The sequence below is a fragment of the Microcoleus sp. A6-C6 genome (assembly GCF_036705955.1).
Lineage (GTDB): Bacteria > Cyanobacteriota > Cyanobacteriia > Cyanobacteriales > Microcoleaceae > Microcoleus.
Genome location: NZ_JAUBVR010000082.1, coordinates 1 through 17327, shown reverse-complemented (window position 1 = coordinate 17327; position 17327 = coordinate 1). Strand labels below are relative to the sequence as shown.

At 45.9% G+C, this 17327-nt stretch carries 12 protein-coding genes; 8 read left to right on the top strand and 4 right to left on the bottom strand.

Features of this window, described 5'->3' with window-relative positions; genetic code table 11:
- The coding region (locus tag QUB52_RS24465; RefSeq protein ID WP_332976294.1) for a hypothetical protein at positions 1 to 239 on the top strand (239 nt) is incomplete at its 5' end.
- Between the two features lie 701 nt (positions 240 to 940).
- A complete protein-coding gene (locus QUB52_RS24460) occupies positions 941 to 3004 on the top strand; it encodes a serine/threonine-protein kinase (RefSeq protein ID WP_265233579.1) in 2064 nt (687 codons plus the stop codon).
- A 262-nt stretch (positions 3005 to 3266) separates the two neighbouring features.
- Here QUB52_RS24460 and QUB52_RS24455 read toward each other — a convergent pair whose 3' ends face one another.
- Positions 3267 to 3905 carry a transaldolase family protein gene (locus QUB52_RS24455; RefSeq protein ID WP_332975057.1) on the bottom strand — a complete coding sequence of 213 codons (639 nt, stop codon included), beginning with the start codon at positions 3903 to 3905 and terminating at the stop codon, positions 3267 to 3269.
- Positions 3906 to 4565: 660 nt separating this feature from the next.
- Here QUB52_RS24455 and QUB52_RS24450 point away from each other — a divergent pair.
- Positions 4566 to 4793, top strand: coding sequence for a hypothetical protein (locus QUB52_RS24450; RefSeq protein WP_265233434.1), 228 nt, complete (start codon positions 4566 to 4568; stop codon positions 4791 to 4793).
- A 317-nt stretch (positions 4794 to 5110) separates the two neighbouring features.
- Here QUB52_RS24450 and QUB52_RS24445 read toward each other — a convergent pair whose 3' ends face one another.
- Entirely contained in the window at positions 5111 to 6274 is a 1164-nt protein-coding gene (locus tag QUB52_RS24445; protein ID WP_332975056.1) for a quinone-dependent dihydroorotate dehydrogenase, read from the bottom strand.
- Positions 6275 to 6505: 231 nt separating this feature from the next.
- Here QUB52_RS24445 and QUB52_RS24440 point away from each other — a divergent pair, with 231 nt between their 5' ends.
- Complete coding sequence (locus QUB52_RS24440; RefSeq protein ID WP_332975055.1) at positions 6506 to 9424, top strand: sensor histidine kinase; 2919 nt, start codon at positions 6506 to 6508, stop codon at positions 9422 to 9424.
- 246 nt (positions 9425 to 9670) lie between these two features.
- Here QUB52_RS24440 and QUB52_RS24435 read toward each other — a convergent pair whose 3' ends face one another.
- Positions 9671 to 10129: an ABA4-like family protein gene (locus QUB52_RS24435; protein WP_265233437.1), complete on the bottom strand. Its 459-nt coding sequence runs from the start codon at positions 10127 to 10129 to the stop codon at positions 9671 to 9673.
- Positions 10130 to 10524: 395 nt separating this feature from the next.
- Between QUB52_RS24435 and QUB52_RS24430 the strand changes: the two genes are divergently transcribed.
- Positions 10525 to 11538 carry a leucine-rich repeat domain-containing protein gene (locus tag QUB52_RS24430; protein WP_332975053.1) on the top strand — a complete coding sequence of 338 codons (1014 nt, stop codon included), beginning with the start codon at positions 10525 to 10527 and terminating at the stop codon, positions 11536 to 11538.
- Between the two features lie 306 nt (positions 11539 to 11844).
- On the opposite strand, the gene QUB52_RS24425 is transcribed toward QUB52_RS24430, so the two are convergent.
- The gene (locus tag QUB52_RS24425) at positions 11845 to 13344 is read right to left on the bottom strand and encodes a phytoene desaturase family protein (RefSeq protein WP_332975051.1); all 1500 of its coding nucleotides are present in this window, start codon (positions 13342 to 13344) and stop codon (positions 11845 to 11847) included.
- Positions 13345 to 13540: 196 nt separating this feature from the next.
- Here QUB52_RS24425 and QUB52_RS24420 point away from each other — a divergent pair, with 196 nt between their 5' ends.
- The 3 genes from QUB52_RS24420 (at position 13541) to QUB52_RS24410 (ending at position 17232) form a co-directional block, all read left to right on the top strand.
- The gene (locus tag QUB52_RS24420; protein WP_265233440.1) at positions 13541 to 15241 is read left to right on the top strand and encodes a hypothetical protein; all 1701 of its coding nucleotides are present in this window, start codon (positions 13541 to 13543) and stop codon (positions 15239 to 15241) included.
- 249 nt (positions 15242 to 15490) lie between these two features.
- The gene (locus tag QUB52_RS24415) at positions 15491 to 16486 is read left to right on the top strand and encodes a pentapeptide repeat-containing protein (RefSeq protein ID WP_265233441.1); all 996 of its coding nucleotides are present in this window, start codon (positions 15491 to 15493) and stop codon (positions 16484 to 16486) included.
- Between the two features lie 113 nt (positions 16487 to 16599).
- Positions 16600 to 17232: a hypothetical protein gene (locus QUB52_RS24410; RefSeq protein WP_332975050.1), complete on the top strand. Its 633-nt coding sequence runs from the start codon at positions 16600 to 16602 to the stop codon at positions 17230 to 17232.
- Positions 17233 to 17327: the final 95 nt, after the last annotated feature.

Sequence of the window (17327 nt, the reverse complement as noted above, 5' to 3'; positions counted from 1 at the left end):
GTGTAGCGGATTTAACGGATTTAACGGATAGAATTCCCGATTACCCATCATTGATTACCGATTACCATCAGTTCTGCCGTCATCGGGCAGAGGGAAGTTCGGCAACGGATTGTGTAGCGGATTTAACGGATTTAACGGATAGAATTCCCGATTACCCATCATTGATTACCGATTACCATCAGTTCTGCTGTCATCGGGCAGAGGGAAGAAACAAGGAAGTTCGGCAACGGATTGTGTAGCGGATTTAACGGATGTAACGGATAGAATTCCCGATTACCCATCATTGATTACCGATTACCATCAGTTCTGCCGCCATCGGGCAGAGGGAAGAAACAAGGAAGGAAGAGGCAAAAGGCATTAGGCAGATTTTTGTCCCTTACTCTCCCCCTCTCCCACTCTCCCCCTCTCCCCCTCTCCCCCTCTCCCACTCTCCCTATCTCCCCCTCTTCCCATCTCCCTATCTCCCCCTCTCTCCCTCTCTTTTCTTTCTTCCTTTGAGAGTGGTCGTGGCGATCGTATAATGGAAAGGGGAAAACGAGCTAGAGTTCACTCCGCTTGACTTGTGCGACGCGAAGGATTTAAATCAAGAGTGCTCATCAGTCTTGTACTAGGTGTGATACGATCGTCATAAGTTGAAAATTGAGTATCACTAGACAACGTAAAAACTTAACTGGATTGTTGAGTACGTAGTCACACCGATAGGTGTTGCCGTCTAGGAGAACTCGCATTTGAACGAAAACCTCAATAGATCAAGAGGACTAATTAAGTACGGTAGGGCATACCGGAATTAACGCTTGAGGAGAAGACACTTTTACTTGATCTGGAGTAATCCAGTCCCAAGCAAGTGACTTCGCTGAACCAAGAATCTCAGTCACCAAGAGTGCTGAGAGTGCCAAAGTAAAACTTGATAGAGCAACCTCAATCAGGGTTATGTGGCTTCGTGAGTTATTGCCTCAATCCCAAATGCCCGAATCCCTCCGATCCAGCCAACTCTGGTAGATCCGCGTGTATCCACTGCGGGTCTGAACTTTTGTTGCAAGGTAGATATCGGCTAGTCGCGCCTCTCGGAGGTGGTGGCTTTGGCAGAACATTTGAAGTGGACGACAACGGCGCTCGAAGAGTGCTCAAAGTCCTACTCAAAGAACATCCCAAAGCTGTAGAACTTTTTAAGCAAGAAGCCGACGTATTGGTCAGGCTGAGACATCCAGGTATTCCAAAAGTCGATCGCGACGGTTATTTTATATTTACGCCAGCTCACGGCACAGAGTTTTTTCACTGTCTGGTGATGGAGAAAATTGCTGGGGCAAATTTGCAAGACTGGCTGAAACATCGGGGCCGCCCGATCAGTCAAGAACAAGCTCTGAACTGGCTCAAACAACTGTCGGAAATTTTAGATCAAGTTCACCGACTCAACTATTTTCATCGGGATATCAAGCCGCACAATATTATGTGCAAGCCGAACGGGCAGTTAGTGCTGATTGACTTCGGGACTGCTCGGGAAGTGTCAGGGACTTATTTCGCTAAGGTGGGTCAGGGAGGAAATGTGACTGGTATTGTTTCCCCTGGCTATACGCCGCCGGAACAAACTAATGGCAAGGCGGTTCCGCAGTCGGATTTTTTTGCTCTGGGGCGCACTTTTGTTTATTTGCTGACTGGAAAGCCGCCGACTGCGTTTCCAGAGAACCCGCGCACGGGCAAATTAATGTGGCGCAAAGGAGCTCCTCAGGTTTCCGACCCCTTGGCTAATGTCATCGATTATTTGATGGCGCCTTTTCCCGGAAATCGACCTCAAAGTCCGCAGATGGTTTTGCAGTGCTTGGAGGAAATTCATCTCGACGGCGCGGAAACTCAGTTGCCGACTCAGTTGCCGACGACGGGGCAAACTAAAATTCGCGGAACTTCCGGGGCGGCTGGGGCGACGAAACACACTTCCATCAACCGCCTCAGACCTCTAAATTCTGCTGGCTTGAACCAGTCTGAGAAAGAAGTTTTAGGTTGGAAAAAGAAGTTGCTGGCGGGCGCTGCTGTTTTGATGCTGGGTATTGGCGCGTCTCAAATTTATGGTTCGATGCGTTACGGAGTGTTTCCGGCAAACCCGGTGTGGCTGCTTTCTAGTTTGCCTAGCAGTCAGTTTTTGCAAAGAAGTTTGGATAATGTCGGAAGTGTAAATGCGATCGCCCTGTCGCCGGACGGTCAAACTTTGGTCAGCGCCAGCTTTGGGACGATGAGAATTTGGAATGTGAAGACGGGACGCGTGGTGCGGACTCTAAATCCGGTGCATTCTAAGAAATCGGTCAACACGCTGGCGGTGAGCCCGGATGGCTCGATGTTGGCCAGTGGTGGCGACGACAATAATGTGATTTTGTGGGATTTGAAGACGGGGCGGCGGGTGCGGACGATTGCCGCTCACAAAGCCGCCGTCAACGCGATCGCTTTTAGCAGCGACGGTAAAATTCTGGCTAGCGGCAGCGATGACAAAACTGTTCGCTTGTGGAATGTCAAAACCGGCAGCAGGTTGCGGACTTTGAGTGGCCACGCCGGAGGAGTAAACGCGATCGCGTTGAGCCGCGACGGTAAAACTCTGGCTAGCGGCAGCGATGACAAGACTGTGCGTTTGTGGAATCTCGACACCGGAGAAGTCAGAAGAATTATCACGGGTCACGGGGGCGCGGTTAATGCTGTGGCTTTTAGCCCAAACGGGCAAGTTTTGGCTAGTGCTAGCAGTGACAATACGATCCGTTTGTCGAACGTGCAAGACGGGAAGCGCACTCGCACTTTTAAAGGGCATTCGAGCTGGGTGAGGACGATCGCCTTTAGCCCGGACAACCGCACTTTGATCAGCGGGGGCGGAGATATTATAGTTTGGGATTTGAAGACGGGCAAAGAAAGAACCACTCTTTCTGGTCACGGCCAGTTTGTGAATTCTGTGGCTATTACCAAAGATAGCAAGACTTTGGTGAGCGGCAGTCCCGATCACACTATTAAGATTTGGCGAATGCCATAGTCAGTTGACAGTTGACAGTTGACAGTTGATAGTTGTCAGTTGGCAGTTGGCAGTTGATAGTTGTCAGTTGGCAGTTGGCAGTTGGTCGTTGGCAGTTGGCAGTAGTGTAAGGTGTGCAGCATACATTGTACAGAATTACTTTTTTTTACGAACCGCGTCCTTCGCGAAGGAAGAAAAGAGAGACTGTATTACCAATGACCAATGACCAATGACCAATGACTAATTTTAAAATAATCAAGAAGTTGTGCAAAGGGACATGATATTATCCCAAAATTCCTCGCCCGTTTTTGGCAAATTCATCAACTGTTTGCTGGGACAATTCGTGAACTGCCATTGCTTGCAATACGTCCAAAGGCAATGTCAAATGATGGGCGCCGGCTAATAAAGTATTTACTGCTTCTTCTGGTGATTTAATGCTTGCTGCCAAAATCTCTGTATTAGTTCTCTGCAATACGTTAGCCATATCTCGCACTAAGGCAAAACCGTCTCCGAGGAGTCTGGTGGCGCGATTCACGTAGGCGATCGCATATTTCGCCCCTGCTTCTGCGGCAACAACCGCCTGGGCGGCACTGTAAATCGCCGTCACTGCACAAGGAATTTTCGGCGATAATTGGGCTACTGCTTGAAAACCAGCCGCGGTTGCTGGAACTTTCAAAACTGTTTGCTGTCCAATTAATTCAAAAGCGGCTTTTCCTTCTGCTACCATGCCATCCAAATCGGATGCTGTTAACTGATAGTACAGTTCCCCAGGAATCATTTGTGCCAGTTGTTTGAGTGTCTCTTCAGCAGATAGCTCACTTTTTGCCAAAAGTGTCGGATTAGTAGTAATTCCCGCTATCCATCCGAACTTGCTCGCCCGTGTGGCTTCCGCTACAATTGCAGTATCAACATAAATCGCCATCGGCTCTACACCTTCAGTTTCTTAATATTTTTCAGACGCCTGCTTTCTGCTTGAGAGCGATCGGAGCCAAATTAATTGTTAAGCTTTTACTATATCAGAATCTCGGAAATATTACTGTTAAGTAAATATAACAATTCAGTGATGTGCATCACCGACAGTAAGTAGATTAGTAGGAAAATATATAAGTATGTAGTTGCGATGCAAACGCAGTCAAAATAAGCAACTGCAAGGCTTCCGATCGCTTTACATTTCGTGACAGATCCAAGTTTATTTGCACCTATCTACTTAGGGCAATTTTAAAATTAGTGAGTTTTGAATTCAACAGGACTTCCTTCATTCAATTGACAGTTGACCGTTGACAGATGAGTGCGACCTCTACCTGGAAGGAATAGGATTGGAGTAATGAATAGTCTGATTTTAATTTCTCCCTGATCAGGGAGAGGCTTTCAACAAATTCTTTCTGGTAAAGAAGCCGCGTTGATTAGGGAAATTGCGTAAGTGCTCTTGAAGATAGCTTATAACTGAAATCAAAACTTTGAAGTCATTTGGTAACTGTGATTATCGGGTCTAGAAAAAATGACTTCCTAAATCCCGGATACACATAAGTTACATTTGTAGTAATGGTTATGTACGCAATCACTCAAGGAGGTGACTCAGAAAATGACCAAAGAACAAAATCAGCAGCAACAAGTCAGCCTTGAGATATCTTCTGAACAAGTCGAATCGGAAAAAATCGCAGCAACGGCTGAAGAATTATCGGTAAATGTTAAGTCTGAAACTGTATCTGAAGCGGTGGAAAATAGCGCCCAAGATGGTTTAAAGGCTCTAGGCCGTTTGATGATGGTGAGCCTAACTTGGTCGCTGGCTGGGCTTTCTAAACCCAAGTAATACCATTTTGACAAAAGATTGCTACACAATAAATGTTGTGTTTGTTTACAATGATCCTGCTCAGAAGGTGCGTCGCTGTTAAATCGTCGATATTTTTCAGGGATTGTTGATGGCGACACACGCTACGATTACTGTTGCATTAATTTGACTTTCTTGGTATAAGTTATGGATAGCTACCGCAACTGGCGAGTTAGGAGTTGTGAGTTGGGTTGGGAATTTTCTGGAACTCAAAACACACAACTCTTGGACTTAAATAATTTCCGGTTACTTCTCATAAAATCCGTTTGTAGTGAGGACTTCCATCCTCTCTCTTCCGACTATTGAATATTTTCTGAACCAACCGCCTCAGAAATTGAATTAAATCCTTTTTCTTCTAACTTTTGTAGCAAACCTTCCAAAATCCGCCGCACCATCCAAGGCCCTTCGTAAACCCAACCAGTATAAACTTGAATTAAACTTGCACCGGCGGCGATTTTTTCCCAAGCATCTTGGGCGGTGAAAATGCCGCCTACTCCAATTATTGGTAATTCCCCTTTTGTATATTGCCAGATAAATCGGATTACTTCTGTCGATCGCTCTTTGACTGGCATTCCGCTAATTCCGCCCGCTTCTTCGGCGATGGGTTTGCCTGTTTCTCGCAATATTTGGGTTTTCAATCCGTCGCGGCGGATGGTGGTGTTGGTGGCGATAATTCCTGCTAGTTGGTAGGTTTTTGCTAAGTCGAGGATGGATGCGATCGCCTCCGACTCCAAATCCGGCGCAATTTTGACTAAAATTGGCTTGATTCCTTGATTTTCTTGTTGCAAAATTTCCAAAATTGTGCTAAGCCCAGCAGCATCTTGGAGCGATCGCAACCCAGGCGTATTGGGAGAGGAAACGTTGACAACAAAATAGTCGCCCCAATCTTTGAGCAGCTTAAAACTCTCCAAATAATCGGCTGCTGCCAGCTCTAACGGTGTTACCTTAGATTTACCGAGATTGATGCCGATCGGGAATGGCGACTCAGGCATAGGGCGCGAGGCGTCGAATTTTGACTGTTTCTGTGCTGCCTGAAACCGGGCTGCCATTGCCGCGGCTCCTTGATTGTTAAATCCCATGCGGTTGAGGGCTGCACTGTCCTCCGTCAAGCGAAACAACCGAGGTTGGGGGTTTCCCGGCTGCGCTTGCGACGTGACTGTACCGAGTTCGGCAAAGCCAAAGCCAAAATTTGCCCAAATGTCCGCAGCTACGCCGTTTTTATCAAATCCCGCGGCTAAGCCGACAGGATTTTTAAAGCTCAGTCCCCACTTCGATTGTTCGAGGCGATCGTCTTGTACTCCCAAAGATTTCTGCAATCGGGAGAGCATTTGGCTGGTGGCAGGATTAGACTGGGTTCTGGCTGCTAGTTCGAGAATTTGAAGAGTGCGGTTGTGCAACCACTCGGCATCGGTTTTCAATACGGAAAACAACAGCGGGCGCACGCTTGATTGATAAATATCCAATGACTTGTCCTGGGGCAGTTGACCAATGAGAAATGAGAAGGGAGATAAAAATATTCAGCAGGAGACTGGAAAGGTGAGATTTTTACTTGGACTTCGATCGACTTGATCTAATCTTTTAGATTTAAGCATAAATTAGACGACTATATTATAGGTTGATTCTTTTTAATTTTAATATTTTTAAATTTTAAGTTGGTAATTTGAAATTAAACAAAGGTGTGGGGAATCTGGGAAATGGGGCAGGAGCAAAGATTGAAGGATTTAGACGAACAAATCGCGGGCCTGGATCGCGTTCTCCAGATTCTCCGAGAAGAGGAGAATGTGGAAGTGCTGCTGGAAACCACTCTCGGTTACTTGCAAGCGGAATTTGATTGGCGGTTGATTTGGATTGGGTTGTACGATCGACAGGCGCACCGATTGTTAGGGAAAGGTGGCATGACTCCTAACGGCGATTTGTCTTTTCTCAAACAGCGATTTTCCCTCAGCGCTGGGGATTTGCTGGAACAGGTGGTGATTCAGCTTCAGCCGGTGGGAGTCTCGGATTTGCGATCGGAAAACAAAGCTGGAGAATGGCGCAAAGCAGCTCAAATTTACAATATTCAAGGCACGACTCTGTTTCCGCTGCGCTACCAAGACCGCTGCTACGGCGTGATTTTGCTGGGGACTGATGTGTCGGGATCGTCGCCAAAGTCGGCGGAAAAAACGCAGTTGGCGATCGTATTTGGAGCGCTAGCAACTGCTCTTTACCAAATAGAAAAAGATTGGCAGCGACAACAAGTCAAACGCCCGGATGAGTCTCTGTTAGCGCTGATTTCGCAGTTGCGGGAATTGCGATCGCTCGACCAATATTTGCAAGCGGTAGTCGAACAAGCCCATGAATTTATCGAGCCGACGCGGACTAATGTTTATTGGTTTGAGCGAGAGCGGCGCTATTTTTGGCGTCGAGTCAGCAACCGCCAAGTTGCTCCGGGTTTGGGCTTGATCCGACCGGCTTCGGGCATCACTGTGCAAGACTTGGGAGAATTTTATCAGGCTTTGGCCGCGGAACAAATAGTTTGGATCGGTGAATCTCATAGTTCTCTGAAAACTGAGCTGACGGGGCGGTTGATGCAGCAAATTCGTGCTCGCTCTCTGTTGGCTGCGCCGATTGTTTTGGAAGGGGAATTGTTGGGATTTTTGGCGGTGGAAGCCGGCGAGGCGCGGATTTGGCAAGATAATGAAAAACATTACCTGCGAGGAGCGGCGCATTTAGTGGCTCTGACGGCTCCTCTGTCGGAGATGGAGGAGAGGATTGAGCAAGCACAGCTCGATCGAGATTTAACTGCCGGAATAGCCCGCGCCATCTACAGCGATGCTGACTGGGAGGCGACTTTGAAAAATACGGCTGAGCAGTTGTGCTCTCGGCTCAAGTGCGAATACTTTTTGCTGTTGCTGTACAGGGAAGAACAAAATCGCTTTGAAATTGTCTGCCAAAATCTGCCCCGCAACCGCAGACAAGTACCGTCGCCGCTCAACGCCCTTGATGCCGGTGACGTGGGGCTGGTGCAAGCCAGCGAGGAACCTCTGGCGATCGAAAATTGGGAGGAAGACGGGCGGTTGGGGGCTTGGCGGGAAGTGCTGGGAGAAGCTGGGATGCGATCGCTTTTGGCATCGAGCACTCGCGGAAAACAGTCCGAGGGAGAAAACCCCAATCGCAAATCGCAAATCGCAAATCGCAAATCGATCGAGGGTTTGCTGGTTGTCGGGCACAGCGCAACTCGCACTTGGAGAGGCTCGGAGCGAGAATTAGTTCGGGTAGTTAGCCAACAGTTAGGATTAATCCTGCACTCCTGGCAGCAGAGTTCGGAAATTGACAAATATCAGCAATTTGAGCGATCGATCAAATCGGGTTTGGCGGTTTTGCAGCATTCTGGCGAGGAGCAATCTGGGCGACAGATATCTGCTGCTTCACCGCAGATGTTGCCCGAGTTGCCGCTGCAAAAGCTCGATCGTCACTTTGCCGAACACGTTTCCCAGACAATTGCCTGTCCTTTAGTCGCCGTAATTACTTGGAATCCCGGCCAGGATGCAGGTTCAATCTCGGCGGCGGTAGCTGCCAACCCCGTATTTGCCTTGAATCCCGATGCGCTGATTCATGTCCAAACAGACGCTTTGATCCAAAAAACCCTAGCGGAAGGAGGCGTGCTGCAACAGAGCATGAGCCAAGTGCCGCTGGCGACGAAGCGGTGGCTACGCAGTCCGGGAATTGGCGAAATTATGACAGTGGCGCTGCGGACAGCCCCAGAACACGCTCCCCTGGGCATTGTGGTGGTTGCGGATGCTACAGGCCGCCAGTGGTCAGAATTGTCCATGAATTTACTGACTTCGATGGCGTCTCAGTTGGCTTGGTGGCGGAGGTATTTGGCGGTGCAATCGGCGCAGGAGTCGCAGCGATTGGATCTGGAGATGCTCAACTGGTACAAGCAGCGCCGTTTCGAGGATTTTTACCGCACTGTGGCAGCGGGCGTTAAGGAGTTGGGAGAGTTGAGCCAGTCGATTTTGCAGTCGGCGAAGGAACAAAAGGATGCTCTGAAAACTTTGCGCTACCAACAGGTTTTGCGACAAATTGGCAATGGTTTGGGGTCAATTCATTTGGTGCTGAAACAGGAGCAGTGGCGGCCGCTATTTGCACAAGATGCGGTGCCTGTGAGCGCTTGGTTGAGGCGATCGCTCGATCGCACGGCCCCCCTGGTCAAACAGTCGGGAATCTTGCTGGAAGTGAACAGAGAGACTGCTGTGTCGCTGCCTGCGGGTCAGACTTTGGGCGTTCGCGGGGACAGTATTAAGCTGGATTTGATCCTGTGCGAATTGCTGGCGATGGCTTGCAGACGCTCTGGAGTTGGCGACAAGGTTGAGATTCGCTCTCAACTTTTGGGGGAAGATTGGCTAGAATTATCTGTGATTGATAGTGGCGCGTGCGATCGACAGTTAATTGCTGTGTTCAACGGCGGTTTTCACGGCGATATATTGGCTGTTACGTCAAATAGGTCGATCGTGCAAAATCTCTTAATTTGTCAGCGGGCGGTACGCTTAATGGGGGGAGACTTTTCCTTAGAAATATTAGAAAATAACTTAATTGTCGCCCGCTTAGTGCTGCCCCTAGCCACCTCTTAAAAATTCTGTTAACTTTGTAGCGCACAGCGCACCGATTGACTAGACTTGAATTGCATAAATTTTGGATCGATCGGGAAACCGCAGATGTAAGGCAGATTAACACAGATTAACGCAGATGCTTGTCAAGAAGTGCGATCGAATGAATGCAATCTTGTCTTTTGTAGGGTGCGCCGTGCACACCCTACAAAATACTATCCATCTCGACAGCAACCTGAAAGTATCGCGCGAGGGCTTCCGGCGAAAAAGCTAAACAGAAGGAGTAACAGTTTCCACCACCTCAGAACTCGGAAAAAACCTTTCAGTAATCCAAGCAGTTACAATATGAGAAAGCAATCCCATCGGCCCAGCAAACAAACACAAAGTCAAAGAATGAACAGTCCAAACACCTGTCCGCTGTCCTTCCAAATAAATCCAGCGTCCCACAAACAAATCCATCACTAAAAAATGAATCCATCCCGTAGCAGCCGCCGTTTCCTGCCCCAGAAACTTAGCAATATCTGCCAACTTGGGATTGGACAAAGCAGCCGCATTTTCTGGAGTCAGACTGCTACCAAACAAATATATGTACAAGATGGCGAGCACTGCAAACGGAATAAAGGAATTCATCACTTTTCTGGTAATTCCCCAGTTGGGCAATAAAATCATAATTGCCCAGAAAGGCAAAACGAACAGATTACCTGCATCGAAAATTAGTTCTGGCGTCATAGTTGGCTGTTGGCTCCTTTGATTCAGTTGAGAGTTGAGAGTTGAGAGTTGAGAGTTGAGAGTTGACAGTTGACAGTTGACAAAAGAAGGAAGAGGATTGGAGTAATGAATCGTCTTCTTTTAACTTCTGCCTAAAAGGGAGAGGCTTTAAACCAATTTTTTCTGGTAAATGAATGCAATAAACGATGTTAAGATTATTTTACACAATTTTTGCTAATATTTCTCAAAAACCGCAAAAATCCGATTTACAAATTAGACGTAATTGCTAGATTTATCAGAGATTTAAGATTTACACGTGCAGGTATGTTGTTGCGCTGGAGCGCTCTTTGATTATATGAAAGAGCACCCAAGCGCAACAACGCACCTCAATAACTGAAATCTAAAAGCTAAAACCCATGACAACAACTTATAATAACTTTTCCGATTGGTGCAAGCACAAAGATAATATTTCTCCCGGCGCGAAACATACCGTAGAAACACTGTTGCAAATATCAGATACGGCAGAGTGCGATCGAGCCAACGAACTGCTTTCTAGTATAACAGAACTCAATCTTAAAGTTACTCAACTTACCGATATCAGTCCTCTCTCATCTTTCACTCAACTTACTGCACTCAGCCTCGACAGCAATCAAATATCTGACCTCGCTCCCCTGCAATCTTTAACCAAGCTGAGAACTCTGTATTTAGATGTCAATCAAATATCAGATATCAGCCCGCTTTCATCTCTGACAAATCTGACTAGACTCGTTCTCGATACCAATCAAATATCAGACATCAGTCCCCTAACTGCTCTAACTAATCTTGCCGAACTTGTCTTGTTTGATAACAAAATTTATGACATCAATGCAGTGAAAAGTTTGACTAAGTTAAAGGCGTTAATTATTTATAAAAATCAAATTAATGATCTCGCTCCTCTGGTAAATTTAACTGAACTCCAGACACTCTACCTTTACAAAAACAAAATATCGGATATCAGCCCGCTGGCTTCTTTAAAAAATCTTACTACGCTGTTTCTGTTCGAGAATCAAATATCTGACCTGACTCCGCTGAAAGCCTTGACTAACTTAAAAAAACTGGTTTTATTTGAAAATAAAATATCGGATATTAGTGCTTTGGCCGATCTAACTAATTTAGTTGAACTCAACCTCGGCAACAATCAAATCTCAGACATCAGTCCGCTGAAATCTTTAACTAATTTGACTCAACTTTATTTGTTCAACAATCCGATTGCCGATTGCAGCGCACTGCAAGCTTTGAATAATTTATTTGTGCTCGATTTGTACAACAATCAAGTTTCTGATATCAGTGCACTGCAATCTTTGCAAAAGCTAACGACGCTTGACTTGCGCGGAAATTCGATTGTGAATAAAGTTTGCCCGGTGACTCCGGCATCAATTTGTCGGTTTTAATTGTTAAGGCGGTGGCGAAATCTGGGTGTGTATGATAAGCTATCCAACGTCAGTATCAGGAGAAAGTGATGAGTGCACACGATGCTTTGATGTTAGGATTGCTGCTGTTGCCCGGTTTGGCTTTGTCGATCGCAGTTATGGGCGCTTTTGCCGCTGGTGGATAATCGGTTTTTAACATAATTCAGATAAGACGGTGGTTGAAACCGCGCATTCTTCAACCCACGCACCATCTGGGTTTTGTTTGTATAGACGCGGTTTCAACCGCCCCGTCTTCTTTGGCAAAACCCGCCCCTTTTATCTACCAATTTACAAAAATTGTGCTGTCACATCGGAATTTACCAGGGTATTCGCGCACAAAATACCCGATGCTGCGACGGCGGGAACGCCGATTCCGGGCATGGTGCTGTCTCCCACTCGATATAAGCCTTTGATCGGGGTTTGCGGCCCTGGAAATGTGCCTTTTCCGGCGGCGATTGCTGGCCCGTAGGTTCCTTGATATCGGCGCAAAAATCGGGCGTGGGTTAGCGGTGTGCCGATCGACTCCAGGACGATTCGCGATCGCAAATCCGGTATAATTTTTTCTAAAGCTTTAAACAGAGATTGCGATCGCTCTTGCTTTCTTTTTTGATAACTATCGCCATACTCCCAACCTGCGTAGGGTTCCAATGTATAAGCGTGAATCGCGTGATGTCCGGGCGGTGCGAGAGTTTGATCCCACACTGTTGGAATCGAAATCATGCAGGTATTTCCGGGTACTGTAATGTCAACCAAGCTGTCATGAACGACGACGTGGTGGCCGGTCAACCCTTCGAGTCCTTCGGCTTTAATTCCTAAATGCAGGTGCATGAAACTGTCTACTGCTGGCATCGACAAAGCAGTTTTTCGGTAGCTGGGCGGCAAATCTTCAGGGCGCAGTAACTTTGTATAGGTATCCCAAACTGTGGCATTTGAAATCACAATTGGGGCGCGGATAATTTCGCCGTTTTGCAACCTAACTCCCGTAGTTTTGCCGGATTCAACTAATATTTGCTCGACTGGTGTTCCCAATCGCAACTTTCCTCCCCAGCGCTGTAAGCCTCGAACTAAGGCATCGACGATCGCACCGCTGCCTCCTACAGGATACTCGATCGCCACTCGCGATCGTTCGCCAATCATAAAAGCGATTTCTGGCGCGACGGTTTCATGCGCTTTCAAGCCCGACAGTAAGAAGCACTCCAAATCGATTAAACGTCGCACCCAAGGGTCTTGCACGTCGCGATCCATCAAGGAACCTGCTGAACTGGCGATCGCCCCTAATGACGGTAACAGCTTCAGCAAAGCAGACGAGTACCGAGACAGCAACACAAGTATCAACTGCCAGTCGGATCTCAACGCTAAAGCCGGAATTCCACGCAAAGCTTCATACAAAACTAATAAATTTTGTTGAAATTGCTGTAATTCTACAGCACCTTGTGGTGCGAATTTAGCTACAGCATCTAAGTAATTTCTCGCATCAGCATAAACTGGCAAACTTCCCTCTGGAAAATGGTAGTGCCCCAGCGGATCGTAGGTAATTACTGCGATCGATTCCTCCAACATATTCAAGACTTGCCGCAAAGGATTCAGCGACTGCGGATCAGTCAAACCGCAATAAAAAGAAGGCCCCGAATCAAAGTGAAATCCCCGGCGCGAAAAGCTGTGAGCCGCCCCGCCCGCTATGGTATGGCTCTCGCAGACGAGTACCCCCGAACCGTAGCGAGCGAGCATCGAACCCGCCACTAAGCCACCAATACCGCTGCCAATTACGATCGCATCAAAGTCTTGCATTTATCAAATGTGGTATGATTGTATTATTTCTTGCTGACTGTTGACCCGCCCAAAAACGGGTACAAGTCCACGACTTAAATCGTGGAGACACTAAAATTTTAGACTCCTGTTCGGGTTCCTTTGATTCAAAGTGACAGTAAATCTAAAATCTAAAATCTAAAATCGACTGACAGGGTATCTTTTGGGGAGGAAAACTATGCAAGCTTTATCTATTTTAGATGAAGTTCTTCGCGAATTTGAACAAGATCTCAATCTTTCGCGCATTAAAAGAATCATATTTTTTGCTTGTAAAGAGTGTTGGGAAAACGATCCGGCCAAACTCGCCAGCGCAGATCTAAGAAAGTTGATCGAAGAACTCTGTGGTAAATACAGCAGGTTAGAAGATATTGAAACAGTTTTAAACAGTATCGTTGCCAAGGTTAACAAAAAAACCGAGTACGCTTTAGTGGCAGATCAAATCGTCTGCCAACTGAGCAGGCTTTACGAATACCAAGATTTCACAAAATTAGAAACCAACATATCTAATTTTGGCGGTTATGAAGCACCTGCATTTGATGAACACTTTAGTTCGCAACTTCCCGCAGGCGAGTCGCTAGAAAGAGACGCCGGAAATCTATTTGATGTCCGACAAAAAATTTTACAGCAAACCAATCCATTGAGGGCTAAAATCCTCATTTTTTCTACTCTTTATCACGAGTTCACATTTAGCGAGCGCGATTGGCTGCTGCTGAAAACCCAAGAACTTGACAAGCTGCTGCGACAACTGTTTAATGTCTGTGGCAGCCTAGCCGAACTCGAATCTAATTTGTACGGAACTGCGGGCAAACTTGACAACAGCGACGAATACGACCAAGCAGCTAGCGTGATCATCAAAGCGATGAATCCTTGTTACGCAAAATTGCAACAGGAAGAACGCGACATAGCCGAAGATTCGATTAGCGAAAATTCGGCTACCGAAGATTACGATCAGACGCATTTAAATAACACTTTCTATGAAGATATTGTGCCGGTTGACAGGCGCAACGAATATTTTGAACCGGGGGATATTACTCAGATTATTCAAGCTGCTCCGGCTCACTATCATTATGACCCCCAGAAGAGTTACTTAGTGCCGGACACGGCAAAAAATATACAGTTTAAAGACTCAAAAACCAACAGCAATAATTATACTGCTGATTTCAGACAGGAATTGGTAGAAACAGTCCCCATTTCTGAAACGCCGACAATTATCGAAAGTTTAGAACCAGCCGCTCTTGTTACTACAAATATTAGCGATTCCATCAAACGCAAGTTGGGATTGGAAGAGGAAATGAAAGGCTTAGTTAGTCAAGGTGCTAACTCAGCAACGGCGCAAATAGAACAGATATTCAGCGAGTTGGAATCTGCTATGAACGGAAAACTTTCTACAGAAAGTACCGAAGAGCGTTTGTATTGGAAATATAAAAGTCTCAAAAATTATCTAACACAAATTAATGGATTTACCGACAAATTAATGGAAATGCTGAGCGAAGTTGAGTCAAAAGAAAGCGGGATTCCTTCTGCTGACACTCAGGAGAATATCACTAACAAAAATTCAGCAACAGAGCAGCAAAACTCTAGCCAGAAACCAACTCAGTATCAGCTTGTGGAAATGGCAAAACAAGGCAAACCAAAGGCGATCGCCATTTTGATCAATCAATTGCTAAAACCCAAGGGAATTACTGCCACAGCGGGATTTAAAGAAGGTTGGCTCCACGTCATTCTGGAGTCTGCCGAAGTCCCAAACCAACAGGATACAGCTACATACATTTACAAAAAACTGGGTACTTTAAAGTCACAATCTCTGACTCACGTAAAAATTCACGGGCGACAGTTAGGCAACAAAACAGTCACTTGGACTCAAGAATTTGTGAATTAAACTCATTAAATACCCAGACTCAAGGCTGGGGCTACACAAACTTTCGTCCGCCTGCACGGCAGCGAAATCGCATAAATCTCTAAATAGTAAGTAGGTCATTGTCAAAAAACAATAGTATCTTGTAGGGCGGGTTTAGTTGAAAATTTATGATGCAAACCAGTTTATGAAGGCAAAATCCGCCCTCCATCTAATGTTTATTTGTACCACCTACTTAAGTGAATCTTGCCCAATAACTAACAACCAAAAAATATGAATGCCAGCGAAGTTTTAAGGCGATATACATCAGGCGAACTAGATTTTCAAGGTATGAATTTGAGAGGCGTTCACCTGATCGGTGCCGATTTAATTGGCGTCAATTTAAGCAGTGCTGACCTTTGGGGTGCAAACTTAGCGATGTCGTATCTGAGCAGAATTAACCTTCAGCGTGCAAATTTAACTAATGCAAAGTTGTGTGGTGCTAACTTAAATCAGGCCAACTTGAGCGCAGCAAATTTGTCCGATGCCGACTTCCACGGAGCTACTTTGCAAGGTGCAGACTTTCGCAGAGCTAACATTTCTTTGGCAGTTTTTATCGATGCAAATTTGACCGATGCAGATATGCGAGGGGTCAATTTGCAAGGTGCAGATTTGCGCGGTGCCTGCTTGCGCGGCGCAAATCTGCGCAAGGAGCAGCGAATTTTTGAGGGTGCAAATTTGCGCGGTGCGAATTTGCAAGGTGCAGATTTGCGCGGTGTCAATTTGCTGGGTGCAGATTTGACTAAAGCTAATCTCAGTAAAGCGAATTTGACTGAAGCATCTCTGCGGGAAGTAAATCTGACTCAGGCGAATTTGAGCGAAGCTATTTTAGATGGCACGTTTTTAACTGAAGCAACTTTGGTAGAAACAAATCTTTGCTGGGCTGTTATGACTAATGCTAAGTTGGAAAGAGCTATATTAATTGATGCTGAATTGGCTGGTGCTAATTTGCGCGGTGCATTTCTTCCTGATGTTAAGTTGAGTAATGCTAATTTGGTGATGGCTGATTTGAGTCGTGCTAATTTGGTGCGGGCTGATTTGAGTCGTGCTAATTTTAATCAGGCGAATTTGAGTGAAGCCGACTTGACTGATGCTTACCTGGCTAAAACAGATTTGCGGGATGCCATTTTGCACCGCACAAGTTTAATTAGGGCAGATTTGAGCACTGCTAATTTAGCGGGAGCTCAATTGCGCGGTACCATCATGCCAAGTGGAGAAATGCACGGGTAATACCATTTTAGATGTGAGATTTTAGATTTGAGAATTGAAGTTGCGTAGGGTGTATAAGCACCTTACCACTGTTCGTAATTGAATCTCCTGATGTTAGTTTTTAGTGATTAATTATGGCAAGTTACAAAACTGTGTTCTTTTTTAACAGTTTAACTTTAGTGCTGGTTGCGCTAGTGACGGGGTGTCTGAGTTTATTCGGTTCTTCGGTAAAAGGGTTGTTTTTGCCGCCTTGCTCTGCCACCTATCCGGGTGCAGGTTTCTTTTTCTTGGCGTTCCAAATGTTATTTTATTTATCTGTAATCCTGTGCGCTTTTACTTTTGGATTGCTGAGAATTCTGCAACCAAATCGCCCGGAAAATCGATTTATTTTATATTCGGCACTGTTTACAGGTTGCTTTCTATTCAATGAAGTTTTTCGCACCCACGTTCACCTGGGACGTGCGGGTTTTCCGAAAGCGACAATTGTCATATTTTACGCCGTGCTGGCAGTTGCATACGGATTAGCTTTTAGGAGGCAAATAAAATTCACTCCGTACCCTTTACTGCTGAGCGGCGTTGGTTTGTTATTTGTTGCCTTTTTTGCAGAAGCGCTGCATTTAAAAAATGAGATAGTTTCGAGCTTGCTGGAGGGAATACCGAAGTTGTTGAGCGGTGTTAATATTGCACTTTATTTTTGGTTTTTGTGCCTGGGTTTGATAGTGCAATCGCTCAATTCTTCCAAATATAATAAAACCCTAAGTTTGTAGTAAGGACTTTAGTCCTGCTGTAAGGATTCAGGTCTAAGATTGGGGAATTAAAGAAGGCATAAATAAGTCACAAAAATGGGCAGATATAGCATCAC